Source organism: Pseudomonas sp. H11T01 (assembly GCF_048515765.1).
GTDB lineage: Bacteria > Pseudomonadota > Gammaproteobacteria > Pseudomonadales > Pseudomonadaceae > Aquipseudomonas.
Map to the genome: position 1 here is coordinate 1 of NZ_JBLYED010000023.1, position 16,767 is coordinate 16,767.

The 16,767-nt window shown below is 58.5% G+C and carries 12 protein-coding genes; 5 read left to right on the plus strand and 7 right to left on the minus strand.

What is annotated here, in order from left to right:
• Window positions 1–171: 171 nt before the first annotated feature.
• A complete protein-coding gene (locus ACN1C3_RS25310) occupies window positions 172–1,635 on the minus strand; it encodes a glyceraldehyde-3-phosphate dehydrogenase (protein ID WP_419118480.1) in 1,464 nt (487 codons plus the stop codon).
• 365 nt (window positions 1,636–2,000) lie between these two features.
• On the opposite strand from ACN1C3_RS25310, the gene mfd reads away from it, so the two are divergent.
• Genes mfd through ACN1C3_RS25325 form a run of 3 tightly spaced genes read left to right on the plus strand, consistent with a single transcriptional unit; the run spans window position 2,001 to window position 8,729 of the window.
• Window positions 2,001–5,450: a transcription-repair coupling factor gene (mfd, locus tag ACN1C3_RS25315; RefSeq protein WP_419118481.1), complete on the plus strand. Its 3,450-nt coding sequence runs from the start codon at window positions 2,001–2,003 to the stop codon at window positions 5,448–5,450.
• Between the two features lie 10 nt (window positions 5,451–5,460).
• Complete coding sequence (locus tag ACN1C3_RS25320) at window positions 5,461–6,030, plus strand: CsiV family protein (RefSeq protein ID WP_419118482.1); 570 nt, start codon at window positions 5,461–5,463, stop codon at window positions 6,028–6,030.
• 11 nt (window positions 6,031–6,041) lie between these two features.
• On the plus strand, window positions 6,042–8,729 hold the full coding sequence (locus tag ACN1C3_RS25325; protein WP_419118483.1) for an SNF2-related protein: 2,688 nt from the start codon (window positions 6,042–6,044) through the stop codon (window positions 8,727–8,729).
• A 153-nt stretch (window positions 8,730–8,882) separates the two neighbouring features.
• Here ACN1C3_RS25325 and ACN1C3_RS25330 read toward each other — a convergent pair whose 3' ends face one another.
• The 3 genes from ACN1C3_RS25330 to ACN1C3_RS25340 all read right to left on the minus strand — a co-directional run bounded on the left by ACN1C3_RS25330 (window position 8,883) and on the right by ACN1C3_RS25340 (window position 11,547).
• Window positions 8,883–9,620, minus strand: a complete 738-nt coding sequence (locus ACN1C3_RS25330; protein ID WP_419118484.1) for an S-methyl-5'-thioinosine phosphorylase — start codon at window positions 9,618–9,620, stop codon at window positions 8,883–8,885.
• Between the two features lie 11 nt (window positions 9,621–9,631).
• On the minus strand, window positions 9,632–10,630 hold the full coding sequence (nagZ, locus tag ACN1C3_RS25335) for a beta-N-acetylhexosaminidase (RefSeq protein WP_419118549.1): 999 nt from the start codon (window positions 10,628–10,630) through the stop codon (window positions 9,632–9,634).
• Between the two features lie 209 nt (window positions 10,631–10,839).
• Window positions 10,840–11,547, minus strand: coding sequence for a TetR/AcrR family transcriptional regulator (locus tag ACN1C3_RS25340; RefSeq protein ID WP_419118485.1), 708 nt, complete (start codon window positions 11,545–11,547; stop codon window positions 10,840–10,842).
• 252 nt (window positions 11,548–11,799) lie between these two features.
• Here ACN1C3_RS25340 and lexA point away from each other — a divergent pair, with 252 nt between their 5' ends.
• Both lexA and sulA read left to right on the plus strand, forming a co-directional pair.
• A complete protein-coding gene (gene lexA / locus ACN1C3_RS25345) occupies window positions 11,800–12,411 on the plus strand; it encodes a transcriptional repressor LexA (protein ID WP_419118486.1) in 612 nt (203 codons plus the stop codon).
• A gap of 10 nt (window positions 12,412–12,421) precedes the next feature.
• Window positions 12,422–12,895 (plus strand): SOS-induced cell division inhibitor SulA, encoded by a 474-nt coding sequence (gene sulA, locus ACN1C3_RS25350; RefSeq protein WP_419118487.1) that lies wholly within the window; start codon window positions 12,422–12,424, stop codon window positions 12,893–12,895.
• Between the two features lie 100 nt (window positions 12,896–12,995).
• Here sulA and ACN1C3_RS25355 read toward each other — a convergent pair whose 3' ends face one another.
• The 3 genes from ACN1C3_RS25355 to topA all read right to left on the minus strand — a co-directional run bounded on the left by ACN1C3_RS25355 (window position 12,996) and on the right by topA (window position 16,718).
• Window positions 12,996–13,229, minus strand: coding sequence for a hypothetical protein (locus ACN1C3_RS25355; protein ID WP_419118488.1), 234 nt, complete (start codon window positions 13,227–13,229; stop codon window positions 12,996–12,998).
• Window positions 13,230–13,427: 198 nt separating this feature from the next.
• Entirely contained in the window at window positions 13,428–13,949 is a 522-nt protein-coding gene (locus tag ACN1C3_RS25360; RefSeq protein ID WP_419118489.1) for a DUF6586 family protein, read from the minus strand.
• 141 nt (window positions 13,950–14,090) lie between these two features.
• On the minus strand, window positions 14,091–16,718 hold the full coding sequence (gene topA / locus ACN1C3_RS25365; protein ID WP_419118490.1) for a type I DNA topoisomerase: 2,628 nt from the start codon (window positions 16,716–16,718) through the stop codon (window positions 14,091–14,093).
• Window positions 16,719–16,767 lie beyond the last annotated feature (49 nt).

The following is a 16,767-nucleotide window of genomic DNA, read 5'->3' on the forward strand; positions in this document are numbered from 1 at the left end:
ACCCTTGCCTCTGGCTAACACTTCCCCTTGCCGGGTGTGTAGAGGACTTTCACCTCCAAGTCACCAGCGTGGCCACCACAGCCAAACTGGTTGCGCTTACGCGCAACGCGCCATGCCTGGCGCACAAACAAAAACGCCCCGACAAGTCGGGGCGTTTTCATGTGCGGTTGCTTAGCGTGGGAACGCTGGCGGGTTTACACCGGCCATGTCTTCCATCACTCGAACCACCTGGCAGCTGTAACCGAATTCGTTGTCGTACCACACGTACAGAACAACGCGGTTATCGTTGCAGATAGTCGCTTCAGCATCCACTACACCGGCGTGGCGCGAGCCAACGAAGTCGGTGGAAACCACTTCCTGCGAGTTGACAAAGTCGATTTGCTTATGCAGATCGGAGTGCAGCGCCATGTAACGCAGGTACTCGTTCATCTCTTCGCGAGTGGTGGCTTTCTCAAGGTTGAGGTTGAGAATGGCCATCGACACGTTTGGCGTTGGAACGCGGATCGCGTTACCGGTCAACTTGCCAGCCAGTTCAGGCAGAGCCTTGGCAGCGGCAGTGGCAGCACCGGTCTCGGTGATCACCATGTTCAACGCGGCGCTACGACCACGGCGATCGCCTTTGTGGAAGTTATCGATCAGGTTCTGGTCGTTGGTGTACGAGTGAACCGTTTCAACGTGGCCGTTGATGATGCCGAACTTGTCGTTGACGGCCTTGAGCACCGGCACGATGGCGTTGGTGGTGCAGGAAGCCGCGGAAACGATCTTGTCGTCAGCAGTGATCTCGCCATGGTTGATACCGTGCACGATGTTCTTCAGCTTGCCTTTGCCAGGCGCAGTCAGAACAACGCGGTCGATACCCGGGCAGGACAGATGCTGACCCAGACCCTCGGCGTCACGCCATACACCGGTGTTGTCCACCAGCAGTGCGTTTTTGATGCCGTACTGGGTGTAATCCACTTCAGTAGGGCTTTTCGCGTAGATCACCTGAATCAGGTTGCCGTTGGCGGTGATGGTGTTGTTGGCTTCATCAATAATGATGGTGCCATCGAACGGACCATGAACCGAGTCACGACGCAGCAGGCTGGCACGTTTCACCAGATCGTTCTCGGCGCCCTTGCGGACAACGATGGCGCGCAGACGCAGGCCGTCGCCACCACCGGTTTTTTCGATCAGGATGCGCGCCAGCAGACGGCCGATACGACCGAAGCCGTACAGCACGACGTCAGTGCCGGTACGCCCGGAACCATTTTGCTTACCGACCACATCGGCCAGCTCTTCACGGACGAACTGCTCGGCAGTACGGCCATTGCCTTCAGCCTTGAACTTGACGGCCAGCTTGCCCAAATCGACCGAAGCGGCGCCGAGCTTGAGCTCGCTCATCGCTTTAAGCAGCGGGAAAGTTTCGTGGACGGACAATTCGCTGTCGTCGGACTGGCGATGGCGAGCAAAGCGGTGGGCTTTGAGAATCGCGATGACTGAACGGTTGATCAGGCTGCGGCCATAGATCGAGCTCACCACGTTGTTATTGCGGTAGAGCTGACCGATAAGCGGAATCATCGCCTCAGCGAGCGCTTCACGATCGATCCATTCACCAAGACACTGGTCGGGCTTCTGAGTCACGGGAACCTTCCACATATGTAGGGGCAGAAAAAAGGGGCTACATTATGCCGCCGAGTGGCTCCCGTAGCAATGCGCGCCTGTCGCGCGGCCCGTAACAAAATCCCGCCAAAAAAAACTACGCGCCGCTGAAGCCCAATAAAACCGGGCCTTCCAGCGTAGTCAATTTTTTGGAGACAGCGCAGCATTGTCCGTAACCATCCGTAACACCGGTTCGTTTTGCCACTACATATTCAGTAATTCCCACTAAAAAGCGGCTCGATTTTGTCATTACCACTACATTTCGCCCAACCCGCGTAATAGACACAGTCTGCAACTGACAGCCGGCACCTGAGGCCGCTACAATTACCGACTTTGTCGCAACGCTTGGAGCTCAACCTTCCGTGCCCGTTCTGCGTCTACCGCTTCTCCCTGCCGCGGCAGGTAAACAGCACTGGGGCAACCTGCCCGGTGCCGCCCTGAGCCTGGCAATCGCCGAGGCCGCCAGCGCTGCCAAGCGCTTTACCCTGCTGCTGACCGCCGACAGCCAAAGTGCCGAACGGCTGGAACAGGAGCTGAGTTTCTTCGCCCCGGATTTGCCTGTCCTGCATTTCCCGGACTGGGAAACCCTGCCCTACGACCTGTTCTCGCCGCACCAGGACATCATCTCGCAGCGTATCGCCAGCCTGTATCGGTTGCCGGAGCTGACCCATGGCGTTCTGGTCGTGCCGATAACCACGGCCCTGCATCGTCTGGCGCCGACCAAATTCCTGCTCGGCAGCAGCCTGGTGCTGGACGTTGGTCAGAAGCTCGACGTCGAGCAAATGCGCACCCGACTCGAGGCCAGCGGCTATCGCTACGTCGATACGGTGTACGAGCACGGCGAATTTACCGTCCGCGGTTCGCTGATTGACCTGTTCCCGATGGGCAGCAAATTGCCTTTCCGGATCGACCTGTTCGACGACGAAATCGAGACCCTTCGGACCTTCGACCCCGACAACCAGCGCTCCATCGACAAGGTGGACACCGTACGGCTGCTGCCGGCGCGGGAGTTTCCGCTACAAAAGGATGCTGTCACGCGTTTCAAGGCGCGTTTCCGTGAGCGTTTCGATGTCGACTTTCGTCGCTGCCCGATCTTTCAGGATCTGAGCAGCGGGATTACCCCGGCCGGTATCGAGTACTACCTGCCGTTGTTCTTCGACGACACCTCAACCCTGTTTGACTATTTGCCCCAGGACACTCAGGTGTTTTCCCTGCCGGGCATCGAACAGGCCGCCGAAAACTTCTGGAACGACGTGCGCAACCGCTACGAAGAGCGCCGTGTCGATCCCTCTCGCCCATTGCTGCCACCGGACGAGCTGTTCCTGCCGGTGGAAGACTGCTTTGCGCGCCTGAAAAACTGGCCACGAGTCGTCGCCAGCCAGCAAGACATAGACACCGGTGTCGGCCGCGAGCGCTTCCCGGCCAAGCCATTGCCGAACCTGGCCATCGAAGCCAAAGCCAATCAGCCGTTGGCGGCGCTGGCCAGTTTCCTCGATGAGTTTCCCGGCCGCGTACTGTTTACCGCCGAATCTGCCGGTCGCCGTGAAGTCCTGCTGGAACTGCTTGAACGACTGAAGCTGCGCCCGAAAAACGTCGACAACTGGCCGGACTTTGTCGCCAGCAAACATCGCTTGGCGATCACTATCGCTCCGCTGGACGACGGTTTGGTGCTGGACGACCCGTCATTGGCGCTGATTGCCGAAAGCCCGCTGTTCGGTCAGCGCGTGATGCAGCGTCGCCGTCGGGAAAAACGCGCCGACGCCAACAACGATGCGGTGATCAAGAACCTCACCGAGCTGCGTGAAGGTGCGCCTGTGGTGCACATCGATCATGGCGTCGGCCGCTACCTGGGCCTTGCGACGCTGGAAATCGATAACCAGGCCGCCGAATTTCTCACCCTTGCCTACGCCGAGGGCGCCAAGCTCTACGTGCCGGTGGCCAACCTGCATTTGATCGCCCGTTACACCGGCAGCGACGATGCCCTGGCCCCACTGCACCGACTGGGCTCGGAAACCTGGCAAAAAGCCAAACGCAAAGCCGCCGAACAAGTACGCGACGTGGCTGCCGAACTGCTCGACATCTATGCCCGCCGCGCGGCTCGCGAAGGTTATGCGTTCGCCGACCCAAAAGCCGATTACGTCACCTTCAGCGCCGGCTTCCCGTTCGAAGAAACCATAGACCAGCAAACTACCATCGATGCGGTACGCGCCGATATGCTCGCGCCCAAACCGATGGATCGCCTGGTCTGCGGCGACGTCGGTTTCGGCAAGACCGAAGTGGCGATGCGGGCGGCGTTTATCGCCGTGCATGGTGGCCGCCAGGTCGCCATTCTGGTGCCGACCACCCTACTCGCTCAGCAGCACTACAACAGCTTCCGCGACCGCTTCGCCGACTGGCCAGTGAGCGTGGAAGTGATGAGCCGTTTCAAGTCGACCAAGGAAATCAACGCCGCGGTCGCCGACCTGGCCGAGGGCAAGATCGACATCGTCATTGGCACCCACAAGCTGCTGCAAGACGATGTGAAGATCAAAAACCTGGGGCTGGTGATCATCGACGAAGAACACCGCTTTGGTGTCCGTCAGAAAGAACAGCTCAAGGCGTTGCGCAGCGAAGTCGACATTCTCACCCTGACCGCCACGCCGATCCCGCGCACGCTGAACATGGCGGTTTCGGGCATGCGCGATCTGTCGATCATCGCCACACCGCCGGCCCGTCGTTTGTCCGTGCGCACGTTCGTCATGGAGCAGAACAAGAGCACGGTCAAAGAGGCCCTGCTCCGCGAGCTGCTGCGTGGTGGCCAGGTTTATTACCTGCACAACGATGTGAAGACCATCGAAAAATGCGCCGCCGACCTCGCCGAGCTGGTGCCGGAAGCACGGATCGGCATCGGCCACGGGCAGATGCGTGAACGTGAACTCGAACAAGTGATGAGCGACTTCTATCACAAACGTTTCAACGTCCTGATCGCCTCGACCATCATCGAGACCGGTATCGACGTGCCGAGCGCCAACACCATCATCATCGAGCGTGCTGACAAGTTCGGTCTGGCTCAATTGCATCAATTGCGCGGCCGGGTCGGTCGTAGTCACCACCAGGCCTATGCCTACCTGCTGACACCGTCACGCCAGGAAATCACCCCGGACGCGGAAAAGCGCCTGGAGGCCATCGCCAATACCCAGGACCTCGGCGCCGGCTTTGTGCTTGCCACCAACGACCTGGAAATTCGTGGTGCCGGCGAACTGCTCGGCGACGGTCAGAGCGGCCAGATTCAGGCCGTTGGCTTCACCCTGTATATGGAAATGCTCGAGCGCGCGGTAAAAGCCATTCGCAAGGGCGAGCAACCAAACCTCGACCAACCGCTGGGCGGTGGTCCGGAAATCAACCTGCGTCTGCCGGCGTTGATTCCTGAAGACTATCTACCCGACGTCCACGCACGACTGATTCTCTACAAGCGCATCGCGTCGGCCACCGACGAGGAAGGCCTGAAAGATCTGCAAGTGGAAATGATCGACCGCTTCGGCCTGCTGCCGGAACCGACCAAAAACCTGGTGCGCCTGACTTTGCTGAAATTGCAGGCTGAGCAGCTCGGCATCAAAAAGGTCGATGGCGGTCCACAAGGCGGTCGCATCGAGTTCGAGGCACAAACCCCGGTCGATCCACTGGTGTTGATCAAGCTGATCCAGGGCCAGCCCAACCGCTACAAATTCGAAGGCGCTACGATGTTCAAATTCATGGTGCCGATGGAGCGCCCTGAAGAGCGCTTCAATACAGTGGAGGCGCTGTTTGAGCGCCTCATTCCGAAAACTGCTTGAAGGACGCCGCATGCGCCTGTTTCGCTCACTGATCTTGCTTCTGACACTGGTCGCCGCACCCACGGCGTTTGCCGACAACCAGTATATGGTTGAAATGATCCTGGTCCGCCAGAACGCAGTACCCGCCATCGTCGGCCGCGCCGCGCCGGAAGACTGGGCAGCCGGCGCCCAACGCATCGCCGCGCAAGACGAACGCACACCAAGCCTCAACAGCGAAGCGGCCAAGCTCGCTGCAAGCAGCGATTACACGGTGCTGCTGCACAAAGCCTGGGAACAAAAGCTGGGTGATGAGCCGAGTAAAATCGCCGTCAGCGCAGGCAAGGAACAGTACGGCCAATTCCCGATCGAGGGCACGCTCAACCTGAAGCTGGGGCGCTTCACTGACGTCGACGCTGAGTTCTGGATCAATCAGATCGACAGTAACGGTTTGATCACTGGCAGCGAACAACTGAAGCAGGACAGCCACACCAAGAACGGCCAACTCAACTTTCTCGATAACGGACACTTGGGCCTGCTGATCAAGATCACGTCGCTTTCGGCGCCTGCTGTTCAGCAAGCTCCTCTTGAAATTCCGGACTGACTGAAGTCCCTATGCCCCCGACCCTGACCAAACCTCTGGCACCTTCCTGGGTCAGTCGATTCAAAGAACAAAGTCTGGAACGTGGCCGCCGCTACGCCCTGGAAAACCGCGTCAGAATTGTCCAGGCTGGCGACAGTACGATCACCGCCAGTTGCGAAGGCTCGGGTGGCAACGTTTACCGTCAGACCATTCGCTTGCGTGAGTCGGCCAAAGGCACCTTGCTGATCGTCGATGCCACCTGCTCTTGTCCGGTGCACAGCAACTGCAAACATTGTGCGGCGGTATTGCTACAGGTGCAGGAAACTCTCGCCTACCCGGCTGCCGCGAAAGATGCCGAGTTGCTGGAGAAGCTTCAGGCTGTTCTGGAAAACCGTAGCCCAGCCGCTTTGCCGCAACTGTTGGTGGATAACGTGCAACCGGTTCCGCGCCTGTGGCTGGCGAGCATCGAGTTCAGCGCCTTCGAACCGCGCAACGGCAAAATGCAACGCTACATCCAGCACCGCGCCGCCCTCTCTTTCAGCTATTTGGATGAATACGTCAGCGGGCAAAAGAATGCTGACATCCTGATTCGCCAAGAGCAGCAAACACTGCGGATCAAGCGCCATCCTGACATCGAGCAAGCCTACCGCGAACAGCTTCGAATCCTCGGCTTCAAAATCGCGACCCGGCAAAGCAAGGCGCTGCCGGAGAGCGCCGGCGAGCTGTTTGAGATGGTCAACGACAGCGCATGGCTGACCTTCACCCTGAATGAGCTGCCAAAGCTGCGCATCCAGGGCTGGGAACTGCAGATCGATGAAGACTTCGGCTTCGACCTGACGGCCGTCGATGACTGGTACGCCACCGTCGAAGAAGCACCCGAGCGGGACTGGTTCGACCTGGAATTGGGGATTATCGTCAATGGCGAACGGCTGAGCCTGCTGCCGATCCTGCTCAACCTGATGCGCTCGCACACCGAACTGCTCAACCCGGAACGGCTCGCCAAACGCCGTGACGATGAGCTAATCCTGGTGAACATACCCAACCGACCCAACTCCGAGCATGGCCCGTTGCAGGTTGCCCTGCCATTCGGACGGTTGAAGCCGGTGCTGGCAACCCTCGGCGAGTTCTATCTGCAAGAGCCCGGCACAACCACCCTGCGCTTGAGCAGCGCCGATGCGACGCGTCTCAACCCATTGGAAGATCTGCCGTTACTCTGGGAAGGTGGCGATCACATTCGCACCTTCGCTCAGCGTCTGCGGGATATCAAAGACTACACAACGACCGCACCTGAAGGCTTGAACGCTACGCTACGGCCTTATCAGCTGGAAGGTTTGAGCTGGATGCAGTCGCTACGGCAACTGGAAGTCGGCGGGATCCTCGCGGACGACATGGGCTTGGGCAAGACTCTGCAAACCCTGGCCCATGTGCTGAGCGAGAAGAACGCAGGACGCCTGGACCGACCGTGCATGGTGGTGATGCCCACCAGCCTGATCCCCAACTGGCTTGATGAGGCGGCGCACTTCACGCCGCAACTCAAGGTGCTGGCGCTGTATGGTGCCGGGCGCAAAAAGCATTTCGACGAGTTGACGGATTACGACCTGATCCTGACCACCTATGCGCTACTGCCCAAGGATGTCGAGCGTCTCGCCGCCCTGCCACTGCACGTTCTGGTCCTCGATGAAGCGCAATACATCAAGAACCCCAACAGCAAGGCTGCCCACGCCGCGCGGGAGCTCAATGCCCGGCAACGCCTGTGCTTGAGCGGAACGCCACTGGAAAATCATTTGGGCGAGCTGTGGTCGCTGTTTCACTTCCTGTTGCCCGGCTGGCTCGGTGACGTGAAGACCTTCAATCGCGACTACCGTGTGCCGATCGAAAAGCGCGCCAGCGAAGTACGACTGCAGCACCTCAATGGACGGATCAAACCCTTCCTGTTGCGCCGGACCAAAGAACAGGTCGCCACCGAATTACCGCCGAAAACCGAGATCATTCACTGGGTCGAACTCAACGAGGCGCAGCGTGACGTTTATGAAACCATGCGCCTGGCCATGGACAAGAAAGTCCGCGACGAGATTACCCGCAAAGGCGTTGCCCGCAGCCAGATCATCATCCTTGAGGCGCTGCTGAAGCTGCGTCAGGTCTGCTGTGATTTGCGACTGGTCAATGACGCTCCACCGGCGCGCGGCAGTTCGTCCGGCAAACTCGACAGTCTGATGGAAATGCTTGAGGAGCTTTTTGAAGAAGGACGGAGAATTCTGCTGTTCTCACAGTTCACCTCGATGCTGGCCCTGATCGAAATGGAGCTGAAACGCCGCGGCGTCGCCTATGCGCTGCTGACCGGGCAAACCCGGGATCGACGCACGCCGGTAAAAGAATTCCAGAGTGGCAAACTGCAAATCTTCCTGATCAGCTTGAAAGCCGGTGGCGTGGGCTTGAACCTGACCGAGGCCGACACGGTCATCCACTACGATCCGTGGTGGAATCCGGCCACCGAAAACCAGGCCACCGACCGTGCGTATCGCATCGGTCAGGAGAAGCCGGTATTCGTCTACAAGATGATTGCTCGCGGAACCGTCGAAGAGAAGATTCAGCATCTACAAAAGGAAAAGTCCGACTTGGCGGCGGGCGTGCTGGATGGACGCAAGACTGGGGACTGGAAATTGCAGAGCGAGGATATCGAAGCGCTGTTTGCGCCGCTGCCCAATAAACTGGAAAGATAGCGGCGCCTGACACAGCGCAATCGCGAGCAATCGAGCGTCGACCGGCTGCTCCCACACTGGATCTTCAGCGAGCGCAGAATTTGTGCACGACTTCAATCTAATGTGGGAGCGAGCCTGCTCGCGATGGGCGCGCCGCGGTCTGGCAGGTACAACTCAGCCCGCCAACACCCGCGCCAAGGTCGACTTAACCTTGCCCATCCCGTCATGCAGCGCCTGCTCGATCTCGGCCATGGTGATCACCGCGGTGGACTTGCCCGCCGCCGGGTTCACCACCAATGCCAGACAGGCGTACGCCAGATCCAGCTCACGAGCCAAGGCCGCTTCCGGCATGCCGGTCATGCCGACGATATCGCAACCATCACGCTCCAGACGGGCGATCTCGGCCACGGTTTCCAGCCGCGGTCCTTGGGTGCAGGCATACACGCCGTGGCTGCTGTAGGCGCAACCCTCAGCGGCCAGCGCGGCAATCAGTTGCTCACGCAGTGGTTCGCTATAGGGGTAGCTGAAGTCGATGTGAGTGACCTGCTCCAGATCATCGGCAAAGTAGGTGTGCTCACGACCGCTGGTGTAGTCGATCAACTGATGAGGCACACAGAAATGCCCGGTGCCCATCGCCGCATGAATCCCGCCCACGGCGTTAACCGCCAGAATCGCCTCGGCCCCGGCTTGCTTCAGCGCCCAGAGGTTGGCGCGGTAGTTCACCTGATGCGGTGGGAAACGGTGGGGATGGCCGTGGCGCGCCAGAAACAGCACTTCACGCCCGGCGTATTCACCGAACTGGATCTCGGCCGAAGGCGTCCCGTATGGCGTATCCAGTGGCAACGATTGGCGAATGCTCAAGCCTTCGAGCTGAGTGAGACCAGTGCCACCGATAATCGCGTAAACCGTCATTGCAAAAATCCTTAATCAATCAGTTGGGCGTCTTTGAGCGCGCCAAGGGCCGCCAGCCAGCGTGGGTCCTGGCGGTATTCGGTACTCGCAAAGGCTTTGCCACGCATCTGCGCAATACGTGCCGATGGCTTGACCTTCAAGCGCTGGGCGGCACTCAATGCCAGCTCGGCAGCCGCACGATCGTTACACACCAGCCCCATGTCGCAGCCGGCCGACAGCGCCGCCTCGATTCGACTCGCGGCATCGCCGACCACGTGAGCGCCGGCCATGGACAGGTCATCGCTAAAGATGACGCCATCAAATTGCAATTCGCCACGCAGGATGTCCTGCAACCAGCGGCGAGAAAAGCCTGCTGGCTGTGAATCGACTTGAGGGTAGATGACGTGGGCAGGCATAACAGCCGCCAGCTGCTTGCTCAAACGGGCAAACGGCACCAGGTCATTGGCGCGAATGTCTTCAAGGCTACGCTCGTCGGTCGGGATCGCCACATGGGAGTCAGCTTCCGCCCAGCCATGACCGGGAAAGTGCTTGCCGGTGGCGGCCATACCGGCGCTGTTCATGCCACGAATGAATGCACCCGCCAGCAAAGCGGCGCGCTCAGGGTCGCCTTCAAATGAACGACTGCCGACAACGGCGCTGCGCTGATAGTCCAGATCCAGCACCGGGGCAAAGCTCAAGTCGAGGCCAACGGCCAGCACTTCGGTTGCCATAATCCAGCCGCACTGCTCGGCAAGGTATTCGGCATTGGGGTTATCGGCAATTGCCCGCATTGCCGGCAAACGCACAAAACCCTGGCGCAGCCGTTGTACCCGTCCGCCCTCCTGGTCTACTGCCAGCAGCAAGTCCGGACGCACGGCACGGATCGACGCGCTCAGCTCACGAACCTGGCGCGGATGCTCGATATTGCGTGCAAAAATGATCAGGCCACCCACTTCGGGCTGACGCAACAATTGGCGATCTTCAGCCGTCAGCCAGGTACCGGCGACGTCCACCATCAAGGAGCCTTGCAGGCCAGATGTCATAGAAATTCCTTAATAACGGGATGCGCGCACAGCACATCAACGATGCGTCCGGATCGGCGCAGACGCACGACCCGATCGCCATCGGCAAAGCCCGGCAAAAGAGTGTCGGCGAAAGGGATAGGGAGCGGATTTAAAACTGGAGTCAGCATGGGCGGCTAGCTTAGCGGATGTCAGCAGCCGCGCCCACCCGTGCGCCGTTAAACCTTGGCGGCCGAAGGCGTCGATTTACTGCGCGGTCTTAGCTGAGCACTGGCCATGCCAGCATCGGTGACGCCAGTTTCGGCACGCATCCCAGCCGCCAGGAACGGCACCATCAAGCGCATGACCTGCTCAATCGAGGTATTGACCCCGAAATCGGTCTCGGCAATCGCCCGCAGGGCTTTGATACCCGACATGCTGAACGCCGCCGCACCCAACATGAAGTGCACGCGCCAGAACAGCTCGATAGGCGGAATGCGCGGTGCAGCATCGTTCACCAGCATCATGTAGCGGCGAAACACCTTGCCGTACATGTCTTCCAGATAGCGACGCAAGTGCCCTTGGCTCTGACTGAAGGCCAGACCCAGCAAACGCATGAAAATAGAGAGATCGTTGCCACTGCGTGGCTGTACCACGAGCGCCTGCTCGACGAGAATTTCCAGCAGCTCTTCCAGGCTCGGCTTGTTGTCCGGCTTGGCCTGCCGCCGCTCAAGCTCGCGATCGAGGCTGATGCAGAAGGGACCGAGAAAACGCGAAAAAACCGCCTGAATCAGCGCTTTTTTCGAACCGAAATGATAGTTCACCGCCGCCAGATTAACCCCGGCCTTGCTGGTGATCAGCCGTAATGAGGTTTCGGCAAACCCTTTTTCCGCGAACAACTGCTCGGCAGCATCAAGAATACGTTCAACGGTTTCCGACTGGGCCATGACTACTCCGCCTGACAAACACTTGTTTGAAACATACGTTTCAGACCATGCCTTGTCAAGTCTGCCTGTCCGTATTCCGGCCGGTCAGTCACCTATTAAATCACACAAGTCTGACTGTGTAGTCAGTCCTGCGGCTCAAGGCACGATTGCCAGCAATTCGACCGTCCAGCGGACTGAATAAAAAGGAGGATTGCCAAGAATGATCCACTGTATATAATCCCAGTCACTGTATAAAAAGACAGAGCGATCGAAATGCTAAAACTGACGCCACGCCAAGCTGAGATTCTGGCTTTTATCAAACGATGCCTCGAAGACAACGGCTACCCGCCGACCCGCGCGGAAATCGCTCAGGAACTGGGTTTCAAATCACCCAACGCCGCCGAAGAACACCTCAAGGCGCTGGCCCGCAAGGGTGCAATCGAGATGACGCCAGGCGCTTCGCGGGGGATTCGCATTCCCGGCTTCGAAGCCAAGGGGGCCGATGACGCTTCCCTGCCGATCATCGGCCGGGTTGCCGCCGGCGCACCGATTCTCGCTCAACAGCACATCGAAGAATCCTGCCACATCAATCCTGCCTTCTTCCATCCTCGCGCCGACTATTTGCTGCGCGTACACGGCATGAGCATGAAAGACGTCGGTATTTTCGACGGCGATCTGCTCGCCGTGCATACCACTCGTGAAGCTCGCAATGGCCAGATCGTGGTCGCCCGGATCGGCGATGAAGTCACCGTGAAGCGCTTCAAGCGTGAAGGCAGCAAAGTCTGGCTGATCGCCGAAAACCCCGAGTTCGCCCCCATCGAAGTAAACCTGAAAGATCAGGATCTGGTGATCGAAGGCTTGAGTGTCGGCGTCATTCGCCGCTAAAGGAGGCTTTATGCAGTTCCCACACACACCACAGCATGCACAACTGTCACTGTTCGAGGCATTTATGGCCCAGCCACTCGCCCCGATCCTTAAAGATGTGGTCGAGTCGCCCTGGAGCGCCGAGCCCGAAGCTTTCAGTGAACTGTCGTTACGCGGTGCGGCCGGGAACTGCCTGAACCTGCTGGCCCCTATTCTCAGAGAACTGAGCCAGGACCAGGACGCTCGCTGGTTGACCCTGATTGCCCCGCCATCGAGCCTGACCCAGGCTTGGCTACGGGACGCCGGATTGAACCGCGAACGGATTTTACTGCTGCAACCGCGAGGCACCCAAAGCGCTCAACAACTGACGTGCGAGGCATTGCGCCTGGGCCGTAGCCACACTGTTGTCAGCTGGCTTAATCCTCTGACCCCAACCGCACGGGCACAGTTGATCAGCGCGGCCCGTACAGGGGATGCGCAAAGCCTGAACATTCGCTTGGGTTGATCAACAGGACTGTAACGAGACTTGAATAGCATGGGGCTTCTCGGGAATAGAGAAGCCGATTTGAAGCGACAAATTATACTCAGGAAACCGACAAACGGACTCAGTGAAGAATCCGTGGACCGTCTTCTTTCTCAAATTCGCCTTCAACCAGACGTCCAGCCATCTGCACACCAACGCTCAACATGGCCTTGGCGACTTCAACGTGCTGACCTTGCAGAAACACTTTGGCATCTTCGGAAAAGTTCAAAGTAACCAGAGAACCCTCGTCCTCAGCCCTGCGCAGCTCAATACGGCCGTCAGGCAACTCAACAATTTCTAGAAAGGACGTTGGCATAAAGGTCTGTTCTCCACGAAAGGCCGACATTGTAGCAGCTGTCGAGCCTGCGAGGCTGCGTTCGGCTGCGCAGCAGTCGCAAAATCATGCGCTGCGGTGTTTCAGGTATATCCCGGATGTAAGATTTACGATTGCTGCGTCTGATCGCAGCCCGAACCGAACGCAGCCTCGCAGGCTCGTCAGCTGCTACGGATCGCTTCAGCTTTCGTTAAGCCCATCCCGAAACCGAATCGCCAGCTCTTTCAGGTTCTGACGCCAGCTTTCCAATTCCTCCCGACTCAACTCTGGCTCCACTTCCTCATCGAGGTTGACCGCAACGATCAATGGCTGCGTCACATCGCCCTTGGGCTTATGCGGCGCTCGTGGCGGCTGAAACAGCGCGGCATAAGCCGCCAGCAGCTTCGCCAGCCATGTTTCAGGGTTTTGTGCCAGCTCCACCAACTCGGCCAGCTCGGGAATGGCAATGGTTTCCAGCACCTCACGAGTCAGCAGCATTTCCGCTCGCGGTGCATTGGCCTGAGGCAGGCGGTAGAAACCGGCTATCTCATGACACAACCCAAGCAACGCACCGTACAGGTGAAACAGAACCGATTCACGCCCGGCCTGAACAAGCGCCTGGGAATTAATCGCCCGCCCCTCTTCGGATCTGGCCAGCGCTTCCAATGAAAGACCGGCAAAATAAATTTTCTGGTTGGTGCGGGTATAGAGTTCGTGGGCCATGACGGCAGCCTCCACAATGAAATAATTGCTTCACGCAGGTCGGACAGTGTCGTGGATCACCTCCGCTTCCCGCAAGCCCAAAACAAAAAGGCCGTATGAAAACCCGAGGGTTCACATGCGGCCTTTTCAGTACAGCGCCTTTTAAGACTTGGCTGATGGACGCTTGTCTTCAACCGTCCACTTGCCACCGTCGTAATACGCCTTCCAGCCAGTCGGCTTACCGTCGACTTCTGTCTGGACGTATTGCTCTTTGGTCTTGCGGCTGTAACGGATCACTGACGGGAGGCCATCCGGGTCCTTCTTCGGCGCTTCGCAGAGGAAGTGATACTTCGGATCGATCTCGTCCTTGTGCGGCACGATCTCGATGACCAGCGGAGCACGGGTCTCGCGGTTTTTTGGGAACTGGCTCGCCGCCAGGAACAGACCGGAAGCACCGTCACGCAGGATGTAAGTGTCGTTGACCTTCTCGCACTTGAGTTCCGGCATTTTCACCGGATCCATCTTCGGCGGCGCCGCGTCACCGCTTTTCAGCAGTTTGCGGGTATTTTTGCAGGTCGCGTTGGTGCAACCGAAGAACTTGCCGAAACGGCCGGTCTTGAGCTGCATCTCACTGCCACACTTGTCGCATTCCAGGCTCGGACCTTCATAACCCTTGATGCGGTAGCTGCCCTCTTCGATCTCGAAACCTGCGCAATCTGGATTGTTACCGCAGATATGCAGTTTACGTTTCTCATCGAGCAGGTAAGCGTCCATCGCCGTGCTGCAGATCGGACAGCGATGCTTGCCACGCAGTACCAGCGATTCCGACTCACCCTCGTCGTCTGCAGCGATTTCATCACCCGGCACCAGATTGACGGTCGCCTTGCAGCGCTCTTTCGGCGGCAGGCTGTAACCCGAGCAACCAAGGAACACGCCCGTCGAGGCGGTACGAATCTGCATCGGCCGGCTGCACAGGACACACGGGATGTCGGTCATTACCGGTTCGTTGGCACGCATGCCATTTTCCGCGCCTTCAGCCACTTCGAGTTTCTTCTTGAAGTCGCCGTAGAACTCGTCAAGCACGTTTTTCCAGTCGCGTTCGCCCTGGGCGACGTCATCGAGGTTCTCTTCCATACCGGCGGTGAAGCCATAGTCCATCAGGTTGGAGAAGCTCTCGGACAGTCGTTCGGTAACGATATCGCCCATCTTTTCGGAGTAGAAACGACGGTTATGCAGTGCTACGTAGCCACGGTCCTGGATCGTCGAAATGATCGCCGCATAAGTCGAAGGACGACCGATACCGCGTTTTTCCATTTCCTTGACCAGGCTCGCTTCGGAGTAACGCGCAGGCGGCTTGGTGAAGTGCTGGCTTGGGTCGAGCTTGATCAGCTTCAGCACGTCGCCCTGGGCCATGTCCGGCAACACATCGTCGTCGCCTGGCTTGGTCATTTGCGGCATGACGCGGGTGTAGCCGTCGAACTTGAGGATGCGGCCTTTGGCACGCAGCTCGAAGGTCCCAGCGGCGACGCTGACGGTGGTCGACAGGTATTGCGCCGGCAGCATCTGGCAAGCGACGAATTGGCGCCAGATCAGCTCGTAGAGACGCTCAGCGTCGCGCTCCATACCCACCAGCTTGCTTGGGTCGGTATTGACGTCGGAAGGACGAATCGCTTCGTGAGCCTCTTGCGCGCCTTCTTTGCTGCTGTAGACATTCGGCGCGGCCGGCAGGTATTTGCTACCGAATTCGCCTTCAATATAAGTGCGCGCCATTTCTACGGCATCGGCCGAGAGATTGGTCGAATCGGTACGCATATAAGTGATGTAGCCCGCTTCGTACAAACGCTGAGCCATCATCATGGTTTTCTTCACACCAAAGCCCAGACGGTTGCTGCCGGCCTGTTGCAAGGTGGAAGTAATGAACGGTGCCGACGGTTTGCTGCTGGTCGGTTTGTCTTCACGCTTGGCGATGGTGTAACTGGAAGCCTTGAGCTTTTCCAGTGCGGCCATGGCGTGGGTTTCGTTGAGCGGCTTGAAGGCTTCGCCGTTTTCACGGGCCACTTCAAAACGCACGTTGGCGCCCTTGGCGGTACCGAGGTCCGCATGGACTTCCCAGTACTCTTCCGGGTTGAACGCGCGAATTTCACGCTCACGCTCGACGACCAGTTTCACCGCAACCGATTGCACACGACCGGCGGACAAACCACGGGCGATCTTCTGCCACAACAGTGGCGAGACCATGTAACCCACCACGCGGTCGAGGAAACGACGTGCCTGTTGGGCGTTGACCCGATCAATGTCCAGCTCGCCTGGCTTGGAGAAGGCTTCCTGAATCGCCTTCTTGGTGATTTCGTTGAACACCACGCGCTTGTAGCGGCTGTCATCACCACCAATGGCTTCGCGCAGGTGCCAGGCAATGGCTTCCCCCTCGCGATCCAAGTCGGTTGCGAGATAGATGGTGTCAGCATCTTTGGCGAGCCGGCGCAGCTCTTCGATGACCTTTTCCTTGCCCGGGAGAATCTCGTACTTGGCTTTCCAGCCATGATCGGGATCGACACCCATGCGCGAGACCAGCTGCTTGCGCGCTTTCTCTTTCGGAGAGAGCGCGGGAGCTTCACCTGCGGCGGCCTTGCCACGCTTGGCAGCAGGTTCTTTGCTGGCGCTAGCCGAACCGCTGGTGGGCAGGTCTCGGATATGGCCGATACTCGACTTCACCACGTATTGGTTGCCCAGATACTTGTTGATGGTCTTGGCCTTAGCCGGGGATTCCACAATGACCAGCGATTTGCCCATGGATCAGAAAATTCCTGAATTCTAGAAGTGAAAGGCGGTTGGCGCCTGA

What these genes read in the sequence shown, in the direction of transcription:
- ACN1C3_RS25325 (WP_419118483.1), top strand. Translation starts at nt 6,042, where the DNA reads ATGCCCCCGACCCTGACCAAACCTCTGGCACCTTCCTGGGTCAGTCGA.
- ACN1C3_RS25320 (WP_419118482.1), top strand. Translation starts at nt 5,461, where the DNA reads ATGCGCCTGTTTCGCTCACTGATCTTGCTTCTGACACTGGTCGCCGCA.
- ACN1C3_RS25360 (WP_419118489.1), bottom strand. Translation starts at nt 13,949, where the DNA reads ATGGCCCACGAACTCTATACCCGCACCAACCAGAAAATTTATTTTGCC.
- sulA (WP_419118487.1), top strand. Translation starts at nt 12,422, where the DNA reads ATGCAGTTCCCACACACACCACAGCATGCACAACTGTCACTGTTCGAG.
- ACN1C3_RS25355 (WP_419118488.1), bottom strand. Translation starts at nt 13,229, where the DNA reads ATGCCAACGTCCTTTCTAGAAATTGTTGAGTTGCCTGACGGCCGTATT.
- ACN1C3_RS25330 (WP_419118484.1), bottom strand. Translation starts at nt 9,620, where the DNA reads ATGACGGTTTACGCGATTATCGGTGGCACTGGTCTCACTCAGCTCGAA.
- ACN1C3_RS25340 (WP_419118485.1), bottom strand. Translation starts at nt 11,547, where the DNA reads ATGGCCCAGTCGGAAACCGTTGAACGTATTCTTGATGCTGCCGAGCAG.
- ACN1C3_RS25310 (WP_419118480.1), bottom strand. Translation starts at nt 1,635, where the DNA reads ATGTGGAAGGTTCCCGTGACTCAGAAGCCCGACCAGTGTCTTGGTGAA.
- lexA (WP_419118486.1), top strand. Translation starts at nt 11,800, where the DNA reads ATGCTAAAACTGACGCCACGCCAAGCTGAGATTCTGGCTTTTATCAAA.
- topA (WP_419118490.1), bottom strand. Translation starts at nt 16,718, where the DNA reads ATGGGCAAATCGCTGGTCATTGTGGAATCCCCGGCTAAGGCCAAGACC.